The 18,639-nt window shown below is 35.1% G+C and carries 18 protein-coding genes, 1 tRNA gene and 1 pseudogene; 9 read left to right on the top strand and 11 right to left on the bottom strand.

The genetic code is table 11. The features are described from left to right. Positions 1-2: 2 nt before the first annotated feature. Positions 3-1,639 (bottom strand): annotated as a pseudogene (hcp, locus tag J2T59_RS03645) (hydroxylamine reductase). A gap of 84 nt (positions 1,640-1,723) precedes the next feature. Between hcp and J2T59_RS03640 the strand changes: the two are divergent. The 3 genes from J2T59_RS03640 to J2T59_RS03630 all read left to right on the top strand — a co-directional run bounded on the left by J2T59_RS03640 (position 1,724) and on the right by J2T59_RS03630 (position 3,075). Continuing rightward, positions 1,724-2,110, top strand: a complete 387-nt coding sequence (locus J2T59_RS03640) for a winged helix-turn-helix transcriptional regulator (RefSeq protein ID WP_259134033.1) — start codon at positions 1,724-1,726, stop codon at positions 2,108-2,110. Positions 2,111-2,189: 79 nt separating this feature from the next. Beyond that, positions 2,190-2,624, top strand: a complete 435-nt coding sequence (locus J2T59_RS03635; RefSeq protein ID WP_259134032.1) for a flavodoxin domain-containing protein — start codon at positions 2,190-2,192, stop codon at positions 2,622-2,624. 46 nt (positions 2,625-2,670) lie between these two features. Continuing rightward, positions 2,671-3,075 carry a pyridoxamine 5'-phosphate oxidase family protein gene (locus tag J2T59_RS03630; protein ID WP_259134030.1) on the top strand — a complete coding sequence of 135 codons (405 nt, stop codon included), beginning with the start codon at positions 2,671-2,673 and terminating at the stop codon, positions 3,073-3,075. Positions 3,076-3,107: 32 nt separating this feature from the next. On the opposite strand, the gene J2T59_RS03625 is transcribed toward J2T59_RS03630, so the two are convergent. The 5 genes from J2T59_RS03625 to J2T59_RS03605 form a co-directional block, all read right to left on the bottom strand. Next, positions 3,108-4,031 (bottom strand): ADP-ribosylglycohydrolase family protein, encoded by a 924-nt coding sequence (locus tag J2T59_RS03625; RefSeq protein ID WP_259134027.1) that lies wholly within the window; start codon positions 4,029-4,031, stop codon positions 3,108-3,110. A 24-nt stretch (positions 4,032-4,055) separates the two neighbouring features. Further along, positions 4,056-4,763 (bottom strand): flavodoxin family protein, encoded by a 708-nt coding sequence (locus J2T59_RS03620; protein ID WP_259134025.1) that lies wholly within the window; start codon positions 4,761-4,763, stop codon positions 4,056-4,058. Between the two features lie 119 nt (positions 4,764-4,882). Continuing rightward, complete coding sequence (cysK, locus tag J2T59_RS03615) at positions 4,883-5,812, bottom strand: cysteine synthase A (RefSeq protein WP_259134023.1); 930 nt, start codon at positions 5,810-5,812, stop codon at positions 4,883-4,885. A gap of 143 nt (positions 5,813-5,955) precedes the next feature. Continuing rightward, positions 5,956-7,383, bottom strand: a complete 1,428-nt coding sequence (cysS, locus tag J2T59_RS03610; RefSeq protein WP_259134021.1) for a cysteine--tRNA ligase — start codon at positions 7,381-7,383, stop codon at positions 5,956-5,958. Positions 7,384-7,413: 30 nt separating this feature from the next. Continuing rightward, positions 7,414-7,486, bottom strand: a tRNA-Cys gene (locus J2T59_RS03605). Between the two features lie 228 nt (positions 7,487-7,714). On the opposite strand from J2T59_RS03605, the gene J2T59_RS03600 reads away from it, so the two are divergent. Beyond that, positions 7,715-8,065, top strand: a complete 351-nt coding sequence (locus tag J2T59_RS03600) for a transcriptional regulator (RefSeq protein WP_259134018.1) — start codon at positions 7,715-7,717, stop codon at positions 8,063-8,065. Between the two features lie 64 nt (positions 8,066-8,129). On the opposite strand, the gene J2T59_RS03595 is transcribed toward J2T59_RS03600, so the two are convergent. Then, positions 8,130-8,852 carry an AIM24 family protein gene (locus J2T59_RS03595; protein ID WP_259134015.1) on the bottom strand — a complete coding sequence of 241 codons (723 nt, stop codon included), beginning with the start codon at positions 8,850-8,852 and terminating at the stop codon, positions 8,130-8,132. 520 nt (positions 8,853-9,372) lie between these two features. Between J2T59_RS03595 and J2T59_RS03590 the strand changes: the two genes are divergently transcribed. Continuing rightward, a complete protein-coding gene (locus J2T59_RS03590; protein WP_259134013.1) occupies positions 9,373-10,848 on the top strand; it encodes a sensor histidine kinase in 1,476 nt (491 codons plus the stop codon). Between the two features lie 6 nt (positions 10,849-10,854). Beyond that, positions 10,855-11,220, top strand: a complete 366-nt coding sequence (locus tag J2T59_RS03585; protein WP_259134010.1) for a sensor histidine kinase — start codon at positions 10,855-10,857, stop codon at positions 11,218-11,220. 206 nt (positions 11,221-11,426) lie between these two features. Here the strand turns inward: J2T59_RS03585 and J2T59_RS03580 are convergent, their stop codons facing one another. Beyond that, the gene (locus tag J2T59_RS03580) at positions 11,427-12,449 is read right to left on the bottom strand and encodes a PGF-CTERM sorting domain-containing protein (protein ID WP_259134008.1); all 1,023 of its coding nucleotides are present in this window, start codon (positions 12,447-12,449) and stop codon (positions 11,427-11,429) included. 800 nt (positions 12,450-13,249) lie between these two features. On the opposite strand from J2T59_RS03580, the gene J2T59_RS03575 reads away from it, so the two are divergent. The 3 genes from J2T59_RS03575 (at position 13,250) to J2T59_RS03565 (ending at position 17,615) form a co-directional block, all read left to right on the top strand. Next, positions 13,250-14,308, top strand: coding sequence for a GTP-binding protein (locus J2T59_RS03575; RefSeq protein ID WP_259134006.1), 1,059 nt, complete (start codon positions 13,250-13,252; stop codon positions 14,306-14,308). Between the two features lie 142 nt (positions 14,309-14,450). Then, positions 14,451-17,213 (top strand): PAS domain S-box protein, encoded by a 2,763-nt coding sequence (locus tag J2T59_RS03570; RefSeq protein WP_259134004.1) that lies wholly within the window; start codon positions 14,451-14,453, stop codon positions 17,211-17,213. Between the two features lie 84 nt (positions 17,214-17,297). After that, positions 17,298-17,615 (top strand): cupin domain-containing protein, encoded by a 318-nt coding sequence (locus J2T59_RS03565; protein ID WP_259134002.1) that lies wholly within the window; start codon positions 17,298-17,300, stop codon positions 17,613-17,615. A 42-nt stretch (positions 17,616-17,657) separates the two neighbouring features. On the opposite strand, the gene J2T59_RS03560 is transcribed toward J2T59_RS03565, so the two are convergent. Genes J2T59_RS03560 through J2T59_RS03550 form a run of 3 tightly spaced genes read right to left on the bottom strand, consistent with a single transcriptional unit; the run spans position 17,658 to position 18,600 of the window. After that, the gene (locus J2T59_RS03560) at positions 17,658-17,849 is read right to left on the bottom strand and encodes a dodecin family protein (protein ID WP_259134095.1); all 192 of its coding nucleotides are present in this window, start codon (positions 17,847-17,849) and stop codon (positions 17,658-17,660) included. A gap of 39 nt (positions 17,850-17,888) precedes the next feature. Next, positions 17,889-18,254: an ATP-binding protein gene (locus tag J2T59_RS03555; protein WP_259133999.1), complete on the bottom strand. Its 366-nt coding sequence runs from the start codon at positions 18,252-18,254 to the stop codon at positions 17,889-17,891. A gap of 22 nt (positions 18,255-18,276) precedes the next feature. Beyond that, positions 18,277-18,600 carry a CGGC domain-containing protein gene (locus J2T59_RS03550; protein ID WP_259134093.1) on the bottom strand — a complete coding sequence of 108 codons (324 nt, stop codon included), beginning with the start codon at positions 18,598-18,600 and terminating at the stop codon, positions 18,277-18,279. Positions 18,601-18,639 lie beyond the last annotated feature (39 nt).

The raw sequence follows: 18,639 nt of genomic DNA, 5'->3' as shown, positions 1-18,639 counted from the left end.
CATCATAATAATCTCTTCATGTCAGCCTCTACATTTTCAGCGGGACTAATATTGAACTTATCCACAAGCACATTCAATACATTAGGCGATAAAAAGGCAGGTAATGTTGGACCCAGGTTTATGTTCCTTACACCAAGGCTCAGCAATGCTAGTAAAACAGCTACTGATTTTTGCTCATACCATGCTATATTATATGCTATAGGCAATTCGTTGATGTCATCTACTTCAAACACTTCAGCAAGTTTTTGTGCAATCACTATCAATGAATATGAATCATTACATTGACCTGCATCGAGTACTCTTGGAATTCCATCAATATCACCCAGACCAAGTTTATTGTACCTGTATTTAGCACAACCCGCAGTCAAGATAACTGTATCATCAGGTAATTGTTGAGCAAAGTCAGTGTAATATTGTCTTTCTTTATGGCGACCATCACAACCGGCCATGACAACAAACTTAGAGATATTTCCTTGCTTGATAGCATCTACAACTTTATCTGCCAAATTAAGTACTGCATTATGAGCAAAACCTGCTAATACTGTACCATCCTCGATCTGTTCAGGAGCTGCACATTTTTTAGCATGTTCAATGATCTTAGAGAAGTCCTTGGAACCATCTTCATTCACTTCTATATGTTGTACTCCGTCAAATCCTACAATACTTGTAGTATAAATTCTGTCAATGTATGATTTTTTTGGTAGTACCAGGCAATTAGTTGTCATTAGGATGGGACCATTGAACTTATCGAACTCTTCTTTTTGTTTCCACCAGGCATTGCCATAATTTCCAATGAAATTATCATATTTCTTGAAACTAGGATATGCTTTTGCTGGTATCATTTCGCCATGAGTATAAATATCAACACCAGTACCTTGACTTTGTTCAAGTAATTGTTCCAGGTCCTTGAGGTCATGACCACTTATCAAAATACCAGGGTTCTCTCTAGTCCCAATATTTATCTCTGTAGGTTGTTGATGACCATATACTTGTGAATTAGCTTTATCCAACAATTGTAAAGTAGTTAAACTCACATCCCCACATTCTAGCACAAGTCCAGTTAAATCGTCAACTGATAGCTCGTCATCAACCGTTGCTAAAAGTCCTTTTTCAAAGAAATCGAATATCGTTTCGTCAGTGTAGCCCAACACAGCCGCATGATGTGCATATGCGGAAATTCCTTTTAAACCCCATATGTCAGGAGTTCTCGAAGTGACCTTATATCCTCATCATCAGTAGCCAGAACACCCACGTTTTCACTTACATCGAGCTCATCTCGAGTCACTGTTGCGGGATGGGGGACATTAACATTAGTATTAGTTCCAGTATCAATACCTTTACTCTCAAGTTCTGTCCTGATACTGTCACGTATCTTAATTCCTTCAGTTATACGCTCCTCAAACGTTGATTCACTGAAGTTGGTATTTGTTAGTGTCGAGAATAATGAATCTAACATGAACCTCTCAGTTGAACTCTTGACACTCCCGTGTTTTCTTGCAATTGAATTATAGTAAGCTATACCTTTTAGAACATAGATAAGTCGATCTTGCAAGTCTGCTACATTTCCCTGTTTACCACACACACCTGCTTTTGTGCACCCTGTTCCTTTAGATGTTTCTTGACATTGAAAACAAAACATACAATTCCTCCTTTTAGTATCCAGTATATACCTAATATTATAATGATACCTATTTATATAAGAAATGGTTTCATATAAGATACTATGAAAGATTGTACCCTATACAAAACGATGGATATAATAGGAAAACGATGGACATTATGTATTCTATTAGAACTGCATAAAGGAAATGGTAAAAAACATTTCAATGAACTCAAGTATATGCTCCACAGCATCACACCAAAAACATTATCCACCCGTCTAAAAGAACTGCAAGACCATGGATTAATAAAAAGGGATGTCGAATCTGACAGTACACCTGTACGTTGCAATTATTCATTGACTGAAAGTGGTGAAGAGTTTATTGAGATAATAAGTCATATCAAGAAATGGGGACTCAAATGGAAGTTTGAGAACGAGATATGCAGTGAATCTGACTGTCAAAAATGTGGGATTCGACAAATATCCGATCCACAGTGCAGTACACAATAAACTATTTGAACAATTAAACTAATTCTTCTTTACCTGTTCTTTTTAGTCTATTCCGTAATAAATGTGGGAGTAATTAAATATGCCAAAATTAGCTGTAGTGTATCTAAGTACACAAGGAAACACCAAGATGATGGCTGAAGGTATTGCCGAAGGTGCAAGTTCAAGAAGTGTTGATGTAGAGGTTAAAAGCTTCTATGATTGGAATCCAGAAGATGTAGCATTAGCTGATGGTATTGCAATAGGGTCTTCAACTTTTAATTATTCAATGCATCCTCCTATTAAAAAGTTCATTGATAAATTGGTAGAGCTTGATATTAAAGGAAAAGTGGGTGCAGCATTTGGTTCATATGGATGGAGTGGTGAAGCACCTGTAATGATTGCTGATATCATGAGAAAAGAAGGGGTTCAGGTAATTGATCCGGTATTACGGATACAATACAAACCAACAGAGAAAGATATGGCTGAATGTATACGTCTTGGTAAAGATATTGCAGAAAAAATTAAAAAGTTGTGATACTACAATACGATAAACAAAATGTTAGCTAGGAGATGAAATTAATATGGCTAAAATGACACCTGAAATGATCCAAACTATAGAAAAACAGAATCCTGTACCCATCGCGACCGCTAGTGCAGATAGTATACCAAACGTAGCATTTGTAGGATTTCTTAAAGTAGTTAATGAAGATACAATTATGGTCGCTGATAATTTCTTTAACAAGACTAAGCAGAACTTGCAGGAAAACAATAAAGTTGCTTTTGTTGTCTATGATGGATACACTAAAAGGTCATATCAGATCAAAGGTACTGCTGAGGTCAAGACTAGTGGACCTGAATATGATGAGATGGTTGAATGGGTCAATTCATTGATGCCTGATATGCCAAAGAAAGCAGCTGTCATGATCCATGTAGATGAAGTATTCGACTCGCAACCAGGTCCTAAAGCAGGTTCAAAAATAATATAATATGATCTTGAGCCTTTGTCTATAAGTCAAATTCACTTGAATAGCCCTGTAAGTTGTCGTGCATAAGATACTATTAATTCACGTTCAAACAATTTTGACTGCCAATGCGAGGGAATACCTGATCTCCCATAATAAGCACCGGCCAACTGACCATAAACAGCTCCTGAAGTATCCGCATCATCACCTAGGTTAACTACCAATAAACATCCATCTTCAAAATTATCAGTATTGTAAAATGCCCATAATGCAGCTTCAAGGGTATTTGTTACATCCATTGTTGTTCTAATCTCAGACGAACTCTTTTTCTTAAAAGAACCACGTGCAATCATTTCGATCTCGGGACATAGTCGATGAGAATTCCAATAATCACCGTATGGACAATAGAATTCTGATAATAAAATATCTTTTCTTACACCCATTGATGCACCTACTATCAAAGAACTCATGTACCTGCACGCATCAATGGCTACTGTTGAGTTATGAGTTGATATCGAGCTCTTACCACCATATTCAATCGCTAACTCCGGTTTCAGGGCAAAAGCTAGTGGTACAGGTGCTAATCTCATCAATGAGCCGTTAGTAGCTTTACCTTCCTTTTTTAATGGACCGATTACAGTACCATCTCGTTCAAACCGTTCCAGGCTTTCAGAGGTGGTAGGACCTATACTAAACGCTTCATCTTTACTGCTCAAGTATCCTTCGCGATACCATTTAAGTAACCTATTTAACTGATCCGTCTGATCAAATTCTTTTTTAGTCACTAGACTTTCTGCTAAACACAGTGCCTGAGATGTATCGTCGGTCCATTGCCCTGGTAAAAGGTCAAACTGTCCACCGCCGATCATATCAGATACTGGTTCAAACGTACCCCTACTTTTTGATTCTATAGATGCACCTAATGCGTCACCAATTGCAAGTCCTAATAAAGATCCTTCATACCTATCATACATTACCATTTCAACAAATTCCTTTTTTAGTTATTATCTATATTCAGGGTTTGGGTGATCAAACCTACACCCTGCATCCCATTTTGATCTTTGATTTCCATACGCTGGTATTCCACCAATATCTTTAAGCACTCTTGCCATATGCATCAAGTTCCATGTCATGAAGGTAGTGTTACGGTTAGTGAAATCGTTCTCGGGACCACCTGACCCCTCATCAAGGTAAGATGGACCTGGACCAATCTCACCTAACCAACCAGCATCCGCTTGTGGCGGTATTAAAAAGCCGAGGTGTTGCATTGAGTATAAGATATTCATAGCACAATGTTTTGCTCCATCTTCATTACCGGTAATCAGAGTACCACCAACTCTTCCATAATATGCATATTGGCCATCTTCATTAAGATCACCTGAAGACGAATATAATCTTTCTATAACTTTAGTACAGATAGATGACTTATCGCCAAGCCATATAGGTGTACCAATGATCAATATATCAGATTCCATAACCTTTTCAAATATCATCGGCCAGTCATCAACGTCCCAACCCTTTTCCTTCATATCAGGATATACACCATAAGCTATCTCATGATCAACTGGTCTTATTGATTCTACTTTTACTCGATTTCTTTCCATTATTGATCGAGATATCTTAAACAAACCCTCAGTATGAGATAGTTCAGGTGATCTTTTTAGAGTACAGTTCAAAAAAACTGCTTTCAAGTCACTAAAATCATTGTTCATATTAACACCTTTCATTTATGGAAATATATCCTGAATTTTATTCATATTCATAATGGGTTGTTTTTCTCAATTAATTAGTCCTAACTGTATATAGTTCATTGGTAACTCTATTTCTTAATTCATATCTCAAATGTCTCCGTACTCAAATACCTTTCACCAGTATCCGGTAGCATAACAACAATGGTTTTCCCTTTAGATTCTTCACGTGACGCTATTTCAACTGCTGCATATGTAGCTGCGCCCGCTGAGATACCTACTAAAATTCCTTCTTCTAATGCAAGTCTTCTAGTAGTCTCTGCTGCATTTCCTGCATTGACCTTAACCACCTCATCAATGATATCAATATCCAGAACCTCAGGTATAAAACCTGCACCTATCCCCTGTATTTTATGAGGACCGGGTTTTCCTCCACTTATAACCGGAGATTCTTCGGGTTCAACTGCAATCGATCTGAGTGAAGGTTTCCTCTTTTTTAGAGTATGTGAGGTTCCAGTTATTGTACCTCCAGTACCTACTCCAGCCACTAGAATATCTACCTCACCATCAGTATCACGCCATATCTCTTCAGCTGTTGTTATTCGATGAATTGCGGGATTTGCTGGATTTCTGAACTGTTGTGGAATATAGACCTTGTTTTCATCTTCAGCGACTACCTGTTCAGCTTTACTTATGGCTCCTTTCATACCTTTAGTACCAGGAGTGAGAACAAGCTCTGCACCGTATGCTTTTAACAACTTCCTTCTCTCAACACTCATCGTTTCTGGCATGACCAGAATAAGTTTATAACCACGTGCAGCACATATTGCAGCAAGTGCAATACCAGTATTTCCACTCGTTGGTTCTACTATAACAGTATTATTATCTATTAGCCCATCTCTTTCAGCTGCCTCTATCATTGCAAGTGCAATCCTATCTTTCACACTACCCATTGGATTAAAAGATTCAAGCTTTACCAGAACATCCGCATTCAAACCTTTAGTTAATCTGTTAAGCCGGACAAGAGGCGTGTTCCCTATAGTCCATGTAATATCTTTGTAAATTTTTCCCATATCAAATACATCCTATACCCTAAATAAATAAACTAGATTATCTTCTACTGTGCCATACAATATATTAAATCAAATCAAATATCAAACAAGAGCTTCAATATCAACAACAAGTATATGTAAAACTCATATGATCACACCTATTCCTATTGCCATTTCCAACGAGTACCGTTTTTAGAATCTTCAATAACAACTCCTTTTTCCTGAAGTTGATCTCTTATCTGATCAGCTGTTGCCCAATCCTTATTTCCACGTGCTTGTTCTCTGATCAAAATTAGACTTTCAATTTCATCACTGCTTATTTTAGTATCTCGTTCCTGCCCATTATTCTTTACCAGAATACCAAATATATCATCTATCTCTTCAAAGAAATGTACCACATGCTCTATAGAAGTATATGATAGGTCGGTTTTAGATAGAATGGGGTTCAGTTTACGTATGAATACAAACAAATGCCCTAACGCTTCTCTGGTATTGAAATCTTCATTCATAGCACTTTTTATAGCATTCCTTGTCCAACTAACAAGTTCAAGGAGTCCATGATCTTTGGCATCCTCTTTTGAATTTATTAGTGCATAGTTCGAGTTTTCAAAAGCTGTTTGAACTCTTTTTACAGCTTGTTCAGCTTCCTGCAGATTATCGTCACTAAAATCAATAGTGCTCCTATAATGCGTATACACTAAAAAGAACCTAATCGTCTCTGGAGAATATCTCTTGAGAACATCTTTTATTGTAAAGAAATTATCAAGTGACTTTGACATTTTTTCTTTATCTATTGTCAAAAAACCATTATGCATCCAATATTTACTAAATGGGCCTCTACCAGTATATGCTTCTGATTGGAGAATCTCAGCTTCATGATGAGGGAACACTAGATCCATACCACCACCATGAATATCTAATTGACCACCACTATATTTCACAGCCATTGCAGTACATTCAATATGCCAACCTGGTCGACCTTTACTCCACGGACTCTCCCAACCAATCTCAGTTTCATCAGAGGATTTCCATAGCGCAAAATCAAGTTGATGTCTCTTGTCATCTTCAACTCCTACCCTATAACCTGACCCTTCCAACAGTCCTTGAAGTGTTTGATGACTTAAAATACCAATCTTATCTTGAGAACTTAGAAGATTAAAATATACGTTACCTTTACTGGTAACATAAGCAAATCCACCATCTATCAATCCTGATATGATATTTATTATCTCATTGATATGATCAGTTACCTTTGGCTGGACATCTGGAGAATGTATATTAAGTCGTTCCATATCTTCAAGAAAAGAATCAGTAAACTTGGCAGCTAGTTTTAAAGGATCCTCTTGAGATCTGGTTGCCCGTTGAATAATCTTATCATCGATATCAGTGATGTTCATTATATACTTCACATCATAACCACTATATCGAAGATACCTTCTAATCACATCAAAGGCCACATAACTTCTGGCATGACCAAGATGGCAATCATCATAGACTGTAGGCCCACATACATACATATTAACATGATCTCCAACCATTGGCTCAAAATTTTCCAACTCTCTTGTAAGAGTATTATAGACCCGTAATACCAAATTGTGCCTCCATTCCTTTGATGCTGAAAATGCCGAGGGGAAGATTCGAACTCCCGGAAAACCGATCTGCAGTCGGTCACATTAGCCACTCTGTCACCTCGGCTGACATATATCACACTTAACTTTGATTATGAATACATTGTCAGAGTTATACAACACCCAATTCACAATCGTGAAATCTAAATTAACAATTGTTAATATATAATTGTACCTCTATTGACAATTTATTGCACCAATAGAAAAATCTTTATTCCCATACATATATTCACAATTGTTATTTTAAAACTTATTCTATAATATACATACAACAGATCAGTATAAGGTTTCACATATGAAAATGCCATGTCAGACCGTAGTTTGGGACGTACTACCGGCCATAAAAGCAGCTATTGTTGAAGAATTGGTCAATAATGGATTCTCACAACAGGAAATTGCAAAAAAGCTGGATACTACACCTTCAGCAATATCGCAATATATTTCAAAAAAAAGGGGATACAGAATAGTCTTTGAGGACAATATCAGAACCTCAATTCGAGCTATAGCTGAAGATATGAAAGCTGATAATGTGGATAACTTAGAAATGAGAATATGTGATGTGTGCAGGCAATTAAGAGATGAAGATAACAATAATTGCAACACTATACTAAATATTGATTCTTTATCCTCCACTAAAAATGAATAGAAAAAAATAGATTTGTAGTTAATAGCTAGTAGCTTTTAACTAAATCTTGAATCTGATCTTATTATTACTTGCTAGATGACATCTGGAACGGAACTTCTTCATATGGCTGGATCACCACAAAACCAGTGCCCTGAAAGGCCATTTGAATAGTTTCTCCACTCGCTCTTCCAAGCAAGGTTTTCATGGAAACGTCAGTTTTCAGGTCAGGAACTAAATCACCAGACCAAGCTACGGTTGCTGTTGGGTCAGTGTAAACACTCTCATCTCCTGTAAGCTTTAATGTCATGGGGTCATAGTGTGTGGTTATAGCTACCATACCAGTACCCTCAAGTCGAACATTGAATAGGCCACCTGAGACCATACCTGATAACTTTTTCATCATTTTAAAATCCCATGAAAGTGAATTATCAAATGCCAACAGGTCATTACCATTAACAACTATTGATTCATCTTTTAGGTAGAGTACAGATACTTTCTTCCCTGCGTCAGCTAAGAATAGTTTTCCTGTACCTTCAGCCTTGGTTAGTGACATTCCTTCACCGGTAAGTGTTTTTTTCACAAGTTTGCTAATACCGTGTTCAAGCACACCTTCCCGTGTAAATTTGATATTACCATAATAGCAGACCATTGACCCCATCTTGGTCCAAATACTACCTTCAAGGTCAATTTCCAGGAACCGCTCTTTTTCAAGTCTGACCCTTTCACCATCATTAGATGACTTCTCAGTAGCATTAACAAATTGGTCGATAGAATATTTATTAATATTATCACCTCGTAACCGCAACAATTTGATTTTAAGTGCAATAAAACTAATGGAATTATTGTACTGATCTAAGCTAAAAACATATTATTCTTAGTATAAGCAAAATAGGGAGGAAGTGACACTACCGGCTCATTTATAGAGCCGGTAAAGTTTTCCCAAGAAATTCTGGAGAATTATAAATTCACTGTCAAGCATTCAGTGAATTGCCAGCTCGGATAGCAATCCAATAAATGATCTCCTTGAATATAACTGTGTTTTTTTAGGTAATATATGTTATTTTAAATGCTTAGATGAGATGTTCTTATACTAACATTTAGGTTTTGAGGATACTATTAGATTTTTGTATTACTCTAATATTCACCAGTTCAGATTTAGAAAAAAAACTGAATAATATCCAATAATTATAAAGGATCACCAAATGTCTAGATCGAGCTCTAAAAAAAGTTAAATGAAATGATTCAAATAGTTCTTAACTAAACAATTATACAAACATATCAATATCTGTTCATAATAATAGCTATAAGAGTTGGTATAGGATACAATAATGAACCATGATATCTACAAACATGCATTCAAAGAGTTATTTCATGGATACTTACATGGTAAATTAGTTCAAAATACACACACAGGTACACGTGATTACAAAATACTCGATCTAAACGATGAGTTTGCAACTGCGTTTAGTCTGAAACGCGAGTACCTTGTTGGGAAGTTCTTTTCTGAAATCTTTTTAGAGGTATTAGACCAAAATACTGTTCATGGAGTTCTTGAAGTTAGTGAATATAAAGAGTTTGAACATTATTCAACAAGTGACCAACACTGGTATAATATTATAGTACTTAGACCTCATGATACCGATATCTTGTTAATATTGAAAAATATTACACCAAAAAAGAGAATTTTGGATAGTGCAGCTAAGCTTTTACAAGCTTCTAATAAATTGGAACATGATCATAATGATATAGTCAATACGGTCCAATCGATCACTGGTGCAAAGTATGTAGCATTAAATGTCTATGAAGAGAAAGGTAAATTCTTTAGAACAGTAGCATTAAATGCTCCTGAAAGTCATCTCAAAAAGGCTGCATCTATATTATCATTTGATGTGAAGAACAAGTGGTGGGCACATGATAATGGTCGCCATGATAAGTTGAAAGATAAGAAAATTACCAATTTTTCTAGTTTGAGAGAGTTAGTTGGAGATTCAATCCCAAAAGTGAGTATTCAGCTCATTGAAACTATATTCGGTGTTGGGACGGTACATGTTGCTAAGATCGAGTATAATGGTACAATGATTGGCGATTTCACTATCATGATGGGAAAAGGGACACAAATACAAAATATGGATCTTTTGGATATCTATTCATCATTGATCGGATTATCCATAACTCGTATTGACGCTGAAAATAGATTGGCTCAAAGCAATGTGGATTACCAGCAGTTAGTTGAAACTTCAATGATTGGAGTAATAACTTGTGATCTTGAGGGGAACATCAAGTATCTTAACCCAAGGGTACTAGAAATATTAGAGTCTCCTAGTGAAGAAGAAACTAAGAAAATCAATTTACTTACTTTTGAACCACTCGTCAATTCCGGTTTCTCAACTCATCTTAAAAACGCTATTATGAAAAGAGAAAAAGTTGGTCCAAAGGAGATAAGGTACCATACATTCTGGGGAAAAGAACTTATTGCCAAAATTAACATTCTCCCTATATTTAATGAAAATAAAGTTAGTGGTGCTCAGATCTTGATCGATGAGGTCACTGATAAGAAACAGATAGAAGATCTTCGAAGAAAAGAGATATTGTTACGAGAAATACACCATCGTGTAAAAAACAATTTACAGGTGATTTCAAGTTTGTTGAACATGCAAGCTAGAAATTTTAATGATGATGCTATTAAAAATGCTTTTTTAGATAGTCAGACTCGTGTAAGGTCAATGTCAATAGCTCACGAGAAATTATATGGTTCCACAAACTTGTCAAGTATAGAAATAGCTGATTATATCAAAACTTTATAAAATCATATGCTTCAGATGTACCGAGACTATGAAACTGAGATTGAGTTCAAGAACGATCTTGATAATATTTACTTAGATATAGAAACAACAGTTCCTTTAGGACTAATATTAAGTGAACTTATAACCAACTCACTAAAACATGCATTTAGAGGTAGAAAGAAAGGTGGAATCTCTATCAAATTCAAGTATATTGATAATAAATATGTTTTAGAGGTATCAGATGATGGTGTTGGTATGTCGAAGAGTGATAAAAAGGATTCTTCGGGATCCATTGGCCTGATGGTAGTGGAAATGCTTACACGACAACTCAACGGGGTTTTGGAGATGAATGGTTCGGATGGTACTTCTTTTAAATTGACCTTTAATGAATAATAGTTAGTTAAAATCGTAGCCTACACATTGGAAGTAACTTTTGTTCTTGCTTATGATGTTAGATATCGTTTAATTCACAAAATCTACTCTAAGTTTGATTATTATCTCTTAACATATTTACTACTATTAAAAATATGATTTCAACAAGACATAAAAATAAGCAAGCATTACCTTAGAAGGTAATGCTTGAATTTATAGGATTGCTTTTATTTTCTTCTTGCAAATAATGCAACGGCTAGAACACCAGCTAGAGCAAAAATAGTTTCAAACCCTGGAGACTCCTCTATATCCTCAAACTCAGGTTCAGGCTCAGGAGCGGGTTCAGATTCCAGTTCATCTTTAATTGTCTCTGCATTATCTCTTATATTCTGTGCAAAGTTACGCAAATCACTTCTTGAATCCATCCACTCATCACTTAAGGTTTCATCATCAGGATTTTCCTTATATGCTTGGAATGCAGCCTCAAAGTTCTGGAATTCATCTTGCATGTCGTGCAGGTCATCATGGATTTCATCTGCTGTTGCAGCATGTGACGCAGGTACATCACTGTAAAGAACATGTATTGGATCACCTAGGTCAATGATGTATCCTCTTAGACTTTCCATTCTTTCTTCAGCTTTATTGAAATCATTTTCATCTTCAATATCGTGTCTCATATCATGAGCAGCTCTATCAGCCAAATGAGCTAGTTCGTGAATGTTTGCAGCAACTGATTTAATGTCTCCATCATCTGAATGGCTTGTTTCGTGTCCAAGTTCATCTTTAATTGTCTCTGCGTTATCTCTTATATTCTGTGCAAGGTTACGCAGATCACTTCTTGAATCCATCCACTCATCCCTCAAGGTCTCATCATCAGGATTTTCCTTATATGCTTGGAATGCAGCCTCAAAGTTCTGGAATTCATCTTGCAAATCGTGTAGATCGTCATGGATTTCATCTGCAGTTGCAGCATGTGATGCAGGTACATCACTGTAAAGAACATGTACTGGATCACCTAGGTCAATGATGTATCCTCTTAGACTTTCCATTCTTTCTTCAGCTTTATTGAAATCATTTTCATCTTCAATATCGTGTCTCATATCATGAGCAGCTCTATCAGCCAAATGAGCTAGTTCATGAATATTTCCAGCAACACTTTCAATATTATCATCGTGCGAATGTGCCATTGATGGGGTAGCCACCAAGACTATAAAAATAAAAGTAAATATCAATATATTTCCAATTTTCATTTAGTTACACCTCATTTCTTGCATGACAAATCCATAGGTTCTTTGGAATAATCATATTATATGAATTTTGATTCCAATTTTTATGAGTTAAACTTCTCATACTAACACATAGCATAGAATTATAGATTTGTTGAACTCTATATTCCAATTTTGAGTTTATACCCAATTTATTATTACTATATGCAATATATAAGAGTTTGTATAATGCCCAAATAATTAAATTCATTAAAATAAACCATAGCACACTGTTTTCACATATACTTAGTTAAGAGATAAATTTTAAAATATATCTAAAATTGTACAAAAAAGATACAAATAGAGCTAAAGACTAATATATAACTTGACACAATTTCCACTATATTTTTTTATTTATACCAAAAAAATTAAATGAATGATTGATGTATTAATAACAATAACGGTAACAAAAGGCACCACCAAATCAATTATTATATTTTTTTAGATAGTATTGTTTTTTTTTATTTCCAATTCTCATGAGTAACAGTATCTAGAATATCCTCATATAAAATCACATGAATCAATAACATTGAGATATATATTTTCACCATGAATAATATAACAATGTTAGAGTTCGATTCAATATGCTGTTAAAATAGATTGATAGATTTCTACAGAGCTTTTAAATATCAATAAAATAAAAGCTGTTGTGAAAAGTTAGTGCATTAGCTAATCAAGCGCAATAAGGTCAAATTAAAAGCTTATTCTGCTTTGAATTTGATTTTGAGTCTATTACATTTTATCATAGCCTTATAAAGTAAAATTAAGGCATAGTAGGTGTTTTCATGAAAATAGTTATAATCGGTGGTTTCCTTGGTAGTGGTAAAACTACAACTATTCTAAAATTAAGTGAAGAGCTTAGCAAAAAAGATCAAAAAGTGGCCATATTAGTAAATGAAGTGGGGCAGATAGGAGTTGATGGCGATACTATCTCAAGCTCAGGTCTGATCACAAAAGAGCTCACTAGTGGTTGTGTATGTTGTTCCATTTCAACGGGATTGCAGCAAACCCTGAAAGCTATAAAACAAGATTTTGATCCAGATATCGTTCTAATAGAGCCAACGGGGATAGCATTTCCTGCTCAGATCAAAGATAATATTAAAGATATGTCCATCGATAAATTAAGCTTTGCACCGATAATTTGTTTAATTGACGGTAAAAGATTCTTAAACGAATTTGATCAGATCCCAAGATTCGTTGTTAACCAGGTTGCAGAAGCTGAGGTAATTGGTATCAATAAGATAGATATCACTCCAAGTGATAGGTTACCAGAAGTGGTAACAAGATTAAGTGAAATTAATGAAACTGCAACTTATATTAAGTACTCTGCAAAGGAAAAAGATGAGAACTTCTATGCACTGTTCGATCAAATATACAATACTACTAATGAAATTAAAATGGTAGATCAACGTATCAAGAAGGAAATGAACTCTGTTGAGATGTCAACAGTTTCAACTTATTCTGCCGAATATTCACTTGATATGGAGAACATTGATTTGAGCACATATCAAGCTATTTCTGAGAGAATTGTGAATGAAGTGAAAATGAAAGTTCTTAAAAAAAGCTCTTATTTTATTGGACACTTGAAAGCAATTTTATATTTATCTGGTCATATGGTCAAGACAAGTATAACTTCTTTTGAAGAGTCACCAGATTCGAGTAGATATGAGATAGAAGATAAAGATAAAACAGGGTTAAAGATATTAACCGCTGTTACTGGGATCGAAAATGATGAAATACAAGCTATAGTGGATGAAACAGTTACTGGAGTATTTGATTCCGAAAATATAGGAGTCTACAAAGTCGAGTCAAAGATACATAATGATATGATAGATCTAGTTTAACATTTATAACGTGTTTTTCATTCATGTTATATTATACTAAAGTAAAAAGCAACATATTTATGTGACCATTCTATCAATTCAATATCAAATTATAAAATAAAAATTAAAAGCATTTCATTATCAATGATATTATGTGAGCAATATGAATCATTTTTCCGATATAGCTGATAACCTAAAAGATATTATCTTTCATTATCAAGTACAACCAGACAATAGATTCACATACATAAACCAAGCAGTTTTCGACATTCTTGGAATCACATCTGCTGAAATATTAAATACTGAGGATATACTAGGCAAACTAATTCATCCAGATGACACCTCTAAATTAGCTGAGTTTGTCAATAACATTGAAACTTCAATTGATACCATTGAGTTAAGAGTAAAAACAAAAGAAAATAGCATTAAATGGGTTGAAGTTAATATAAGTCCAGTTTTCGATAATAGCATGTCAATTACTGCCCTTAATGGTATAGCTCGAGATATCACTTTAACAAAAAAATATAATGAAAAGGAACAGCATACAAAAAATGTCTTACTCGCAACAAAAAATATCGATCAGTTGATTAAAAATGAGACTCAGCCTGAGATCATCGTTAAAGGATCATGTGATATTTTAACAGAAACTACGGGTTATATCAATGCATGGATTATTTTGTTGAATCAGGATGGAAATGTTGAATTTACCTATTCTTCAGCCATTTCAAATGGTTTTGATCGATTAACCTCACAGTTAGATATTGATGGCTTTCCTGCATGTATGAAAAAAGCTATTGATTCCAATCAGGTCATCACTGTCAGTAAACATTCAAGTGATTGTGAGAGCTGTCCATTAAAAGAACAATTTCAAGAATATGCTGGAATGTGTACCCCAATAAAATATCGTGATACCTTATACGGGTTTTTATCAGTCTCAATTCCACCTGAATATATTAGCAATAAAGAAGAACATGAAATGTTAACTGATATATCACAAAACCTGGGATTCACTTTAGACAAATTAGCTATTGAGAAAGAGAGGTTGCGGTTACAGAAAGAAGTAAAAAGTCGTCAAGACAAACTTGAACAAATATTCAATATCATGCCCATAGGTGTCTGGTTCGCAGATGAAAATGGGAAACTGGTCATGGGAAATCCTGCAGGAATTGAAATATGGGGTGCTGAACCTAAAGTTGGTCCTAAAAAATATGATGTATTTAAAGCAAGGCGATTACCATCAAGAGAGATAATACAACCTGATGACTGGGCTCTCGCGCATACTATCAACAAAGGTATAGCCATAACTAACGAACTCCTGGAAATTGAAGCATTTGATGGAAAGAACAAGATCATACTTAACCATACATTTCCTGTCTTTGATAATGAAGATAATGTGGAAGGCGCTATTGTCATCAATCAAGATATTACTACCGAAAAAATGAAAGAGTTAAGATTATCAAAGGTAAACAAATGTCTGTTGAATTTAGGTAGTGACTTTAATGAGAATATAAACTCAATTACATCCCTAGCAGGAAAGTTACTTGACGGTGCTGCCGCATTTTATAATAAGTTCGATGATACCAGAGATTTATTAATATCTAAGTCTCAGTGGAATGCTCCACCAGACTTTAAGAAAGAAGATTCACCATACGGCCACGTCTGCTATGAAACTATAATTAGCGGTCCAGAAGTACAATATATTCCTGATCTCTTAAAAACAAAGTATGCTACCAGTGACCCAAATGTCCAGAAATATGATCTCAGATCCTACTTAGGACATTTAGTTAAAGCTGAAGATGAAGTCTTCGGAATCTTATGTGTTGTATTCACTGAAGAGACAATAGTTAGTGAAGATGATGAAAAACTTATAGGAATACTAGCGTCTGCTATAGCTGCTGAAGAGGAAAGGTTGAGCTACACAAACAAATTGAAACTGAGTGAAGAACGGTTTCGAAACGTTGTAGAATCTATATCTGACGGTATTATAGAGCTTGATCTAGTTAACAATAAGGCATATTTCAGTGATCGTTATTATCAAATGTTGGGGTACGAGCCAAATGAATTTGAGCCGAGTTACCAGGCATGGATGAAAGCCATAAATCCTAGAGATATTGATCGGGTCGAGAAAAGGTTTAAAGAATACATCTCAGGCAAGAGGGGTGATTTCAATGTAGAGTATCGTGCCGTCCATAAATCAGGAGAACTTGTTTGGGTGCAATTAAAAGGGAAGGTCGAGGAATATAGTGATATTGGCGAACCTTTAAAGTTCATAGCAACTCAAATCGATATGACTGAACATAAAAAACTTGAGGAGATGAAGAAAAACAGATTAATTGTACAGGAAGTTCACCATAGAGTCAAGAACAACCTTCAAGTGATCTCGAGTTTATTAAATATGGAGTCAAGAAAACTAGAAAATGAACACATTAAACATGTATTCCAAGATAGTCAGAATCGAATTCGTTCAATGGCATTAGCTCACGAGAAATTGTATGGTGCCGACAATTTAGCAAGTGTTGAGATTTCAGATTATATTCAGTCCCTATCATCCTATTTGATACAATCGCATAATAGAAACCATATTAAAATAAAACTCAACATAGATTCAGATACCATTTATGCAAGTATGGATATTGTTGTACCTCTTGGACTTATTTTAAATGAGATCATAACAAACTCATTAAAACATGCATTTTATAATATGGAAGAAGGAACAATCAATATTTCTTTCTATCAGATAGATGACAAGTATCATTTGGAAATAGAGGATAATGGTATAGGTATCTCACACGACTTTGACTTAGAGAGTTCTAATAGTCTGGGGGTAAAAATAATTGATATGTTAGTCGCTCAGCTTGGTGGTGATATAGATATGGAACGATCAGGTGGAGTGAAATACCATCTCACATTTAACTGTAATCAGTGATTCATATCCAACTAAGTATATTGCAAGATACTATTCAATTAAAATAGTTGACCTAAGTTATTTTGCATACAAGGATTGATCAATATGGTAAATGAAAAAGGATTTTATAAAGATTTGTTTGAACTAATGCAATTCCCCACAGAAGGTATATTTAGTACAGTGCTTGCAAAGTCTGATACCTATAACTATACATTAATGTGTTTAGCTAAAGGTTCGGATATTGATACCCACACTTCCACGAAAAATGGAGTGGTACAGGTATTAAGAGGAAGTGGTACATTTAAGCTGTTTGACCAGGAAATTGAGATGAAGCCTGGTGTATTCATATTCATGCCAGCAAATGCACCACATTCATTGAAAGCTTCTGAGGACCTTGCTATATTGTTATGTTTAACTGAGTGAGTGAAAACAAAAAAGTGAATGATAGATTATTTTTGATGAGCATTATTCTAAAAGGATCTCAACTCTACACAAAAACTCTGTAACATTACTGTCATTCACTTCAACATCAAATTCCTTGATATTAACAGACCTTATTTTATTCATCGACTTGAATATTGGTAACTCAGTAGCCTCTTTTACAGCATTGCGGACAGCATCCTCCCAGCTATCAGGAGATGTACCTACAGTTTCAATTATTTTAATAAAAGATATGGTATCACTTCCAATTATCTATCAATGTATCAACGATGGTAAACATTTCGTACATATCCAAATACTATCATTATCGTGTCTAACCGGAATCAGGTAACGTTCGAGTTCATCCCGTTCACATATATTACAGTATATTGATGAATCACTTCTTTTTGGTGTCTGGGCAGCTTTCTCTGAATTAAATTGCAACGTTTGTCTGCTTTCCACACTTAGTGCACCGGTAGGACAAACCCCTACACAAAATCCCATACCATCACAGAGATCTTCTGATACTATCTTTGCTTTCCCATCGATTATCTCAATGGCACCTTCAGCACAAGGTGCAATGCATTTACCACACCCATTACATTTTTCTTCATCTATCTTAACAATTGATCTTTCTACCATTTAACTTCTCCATTAATATTAATTAGTGATGAGTACCTTCAACAACATCCAACCCAGCAGCTTCTATTGATATTTTAATTGAATCTATGTTAGGACAAGATGGATATTTCTTTGTCAGCATACATGAACTAATATGAACTTTATCTGCTCCGTTCGTCTTCAATTTCTTTGCAAGTCTATACACTCTCCTACCAGAACAACCACCACATGTAAAAAAACCAATCATTTCTGTTTGTTGGCCATAGTCTTTAAACTGAACTGTTCTGTTATTGAATGCTTTAAAACAACCCGTACCCGGGCAAACTTCAGATACTGTCTCGCATCTGATAACTGCTATTTTAGTCATGTTGATCAATTACAAATACACCATATTTCATTCATGCAA

The organism is Methanosalsum natronophilum (assembly GCF_024808815.1).
In the GTDB taxonomy this organism is placed as follows: Archaea; Halobacteriota; Methanosarcinia; order Methanosarcinales; family Methanosarcinaceae; genus Methanosalsum; species Methanosalsum natronophilum.
This window is presented reverse-complemented; position numbering and strand designations above follow the sequence as displayed.

What these genes read in the sequence shown, in the direction of transcription:
- J2T59_RS03600 (WP_259134018.1), top strand. Translation starts at nt 7,715, where the DNA reads ATGAAAATGCCATGTCAGACCGTAGTTTGGGACGTACTACCGGCCATA.
- J2T59_RS03565 (WP_259134002.1), top strand. Translation starts at nt 17,298, where the DNA reads ATGGTAAATGAAAAAGGATTTTATAAAGATTTGTTTGAACTAATGCAA.
- J2T59_RS03635 (WP_259134032.1), top strand. Translation starts at nt 2,190, where the DNA reads ATGCCAAAATTAGCTGTAGTGTATCTAAGTACACAAGGAAACACCAAG.
- J2T59_RS03625 (WP_259134027.1), bottom strand. Translation starts at nt 4,031, where the DNA reads ATGGTAATGTATGATAGGTATGAAGGATCTTTATTAGGACTTGCAATT.
- J2T59_RS03550 (WP_259134093.1), bottom strand. Translation starts at nt 18,600, where the DNA reads ATGACTAAAATAGCAGTTATCAGATGCGAGACAGTATCTGAAGTTTGC.
- J2T59_RS03575 (WP_259134006.1), top strand. Translation starts at nt 13,250, where the DNA reads ATGAAAATAGTTATAATCGGTGGTTTCCTTGGTAGTGGTAAAACTACA.
- J2T59_RS03590 (WP_259134013.1), top strand. Translation starts at nt 9,373, where the DNA reads ATGAACCATGATATCTACAAACATGCATTCAAAGAGTTATTTCATGGA.
- J2T59_RS03555 (WP_259133999.1), bottom strand. Translation starts at nt 18,254, where the DNA reads ATGGTAGAAAGATCAATTGTTAAGATAGATGAAGAAAAATGTAATGGG.
- cysK (WP_259134023.1), bottom strand. Translation starts at nt 5,812, where the DNA reads ATGGGAAAAATTTACAAAGATATTACATGGACTATAGGGAACACGCCT.
- J2T59_RS03570 (WP_259134004.1), top strand. Translation starts at nt 14,451, where the DNA reads ATGAATCATTTTTCCGATATAGCTGATAACCTAAAAGATATTATCTTT.
- J2T59_RS03620 (WP_259134025.1), bottom strand. Translation starts at nt 4,763, where the DNA reads ATGAACAATGATTTTAGTGACTTGAAAGCAGTTTTTTTGAACTGTACT.
- J2T59_RS03630 (WP_259134030.1), top strand. Translation starts at nt 2,671, where the DNA reads ATGGCTAAAATGACACCTGAAATGATCCAAACTATAGAAAAACAGAAT.
- J2T59_RS03580 (WP_259134008.1), bottom strand. Translation starts at nt 12,449, where the DNA reads ATGAAAATTGGAAATATATTGATATTTACTTTTATTTTTATAGTCTTG.
- J2T59_RS03640 (WP_259134033.1), top strand. Translation starts at nt 1,724, where the DNA reads ATGAAAGATTGTACCCTATACAAAACGATGGATATAATAGGAAAACGA.
- J2T59_RS03585 (WP_259134010.1), top strand. Translation starts at nt 10,855, where the DNA reads ATGCTTCAGATGTACCGAGACTATGAAACTGAGATTGAGTTCAAGAAC.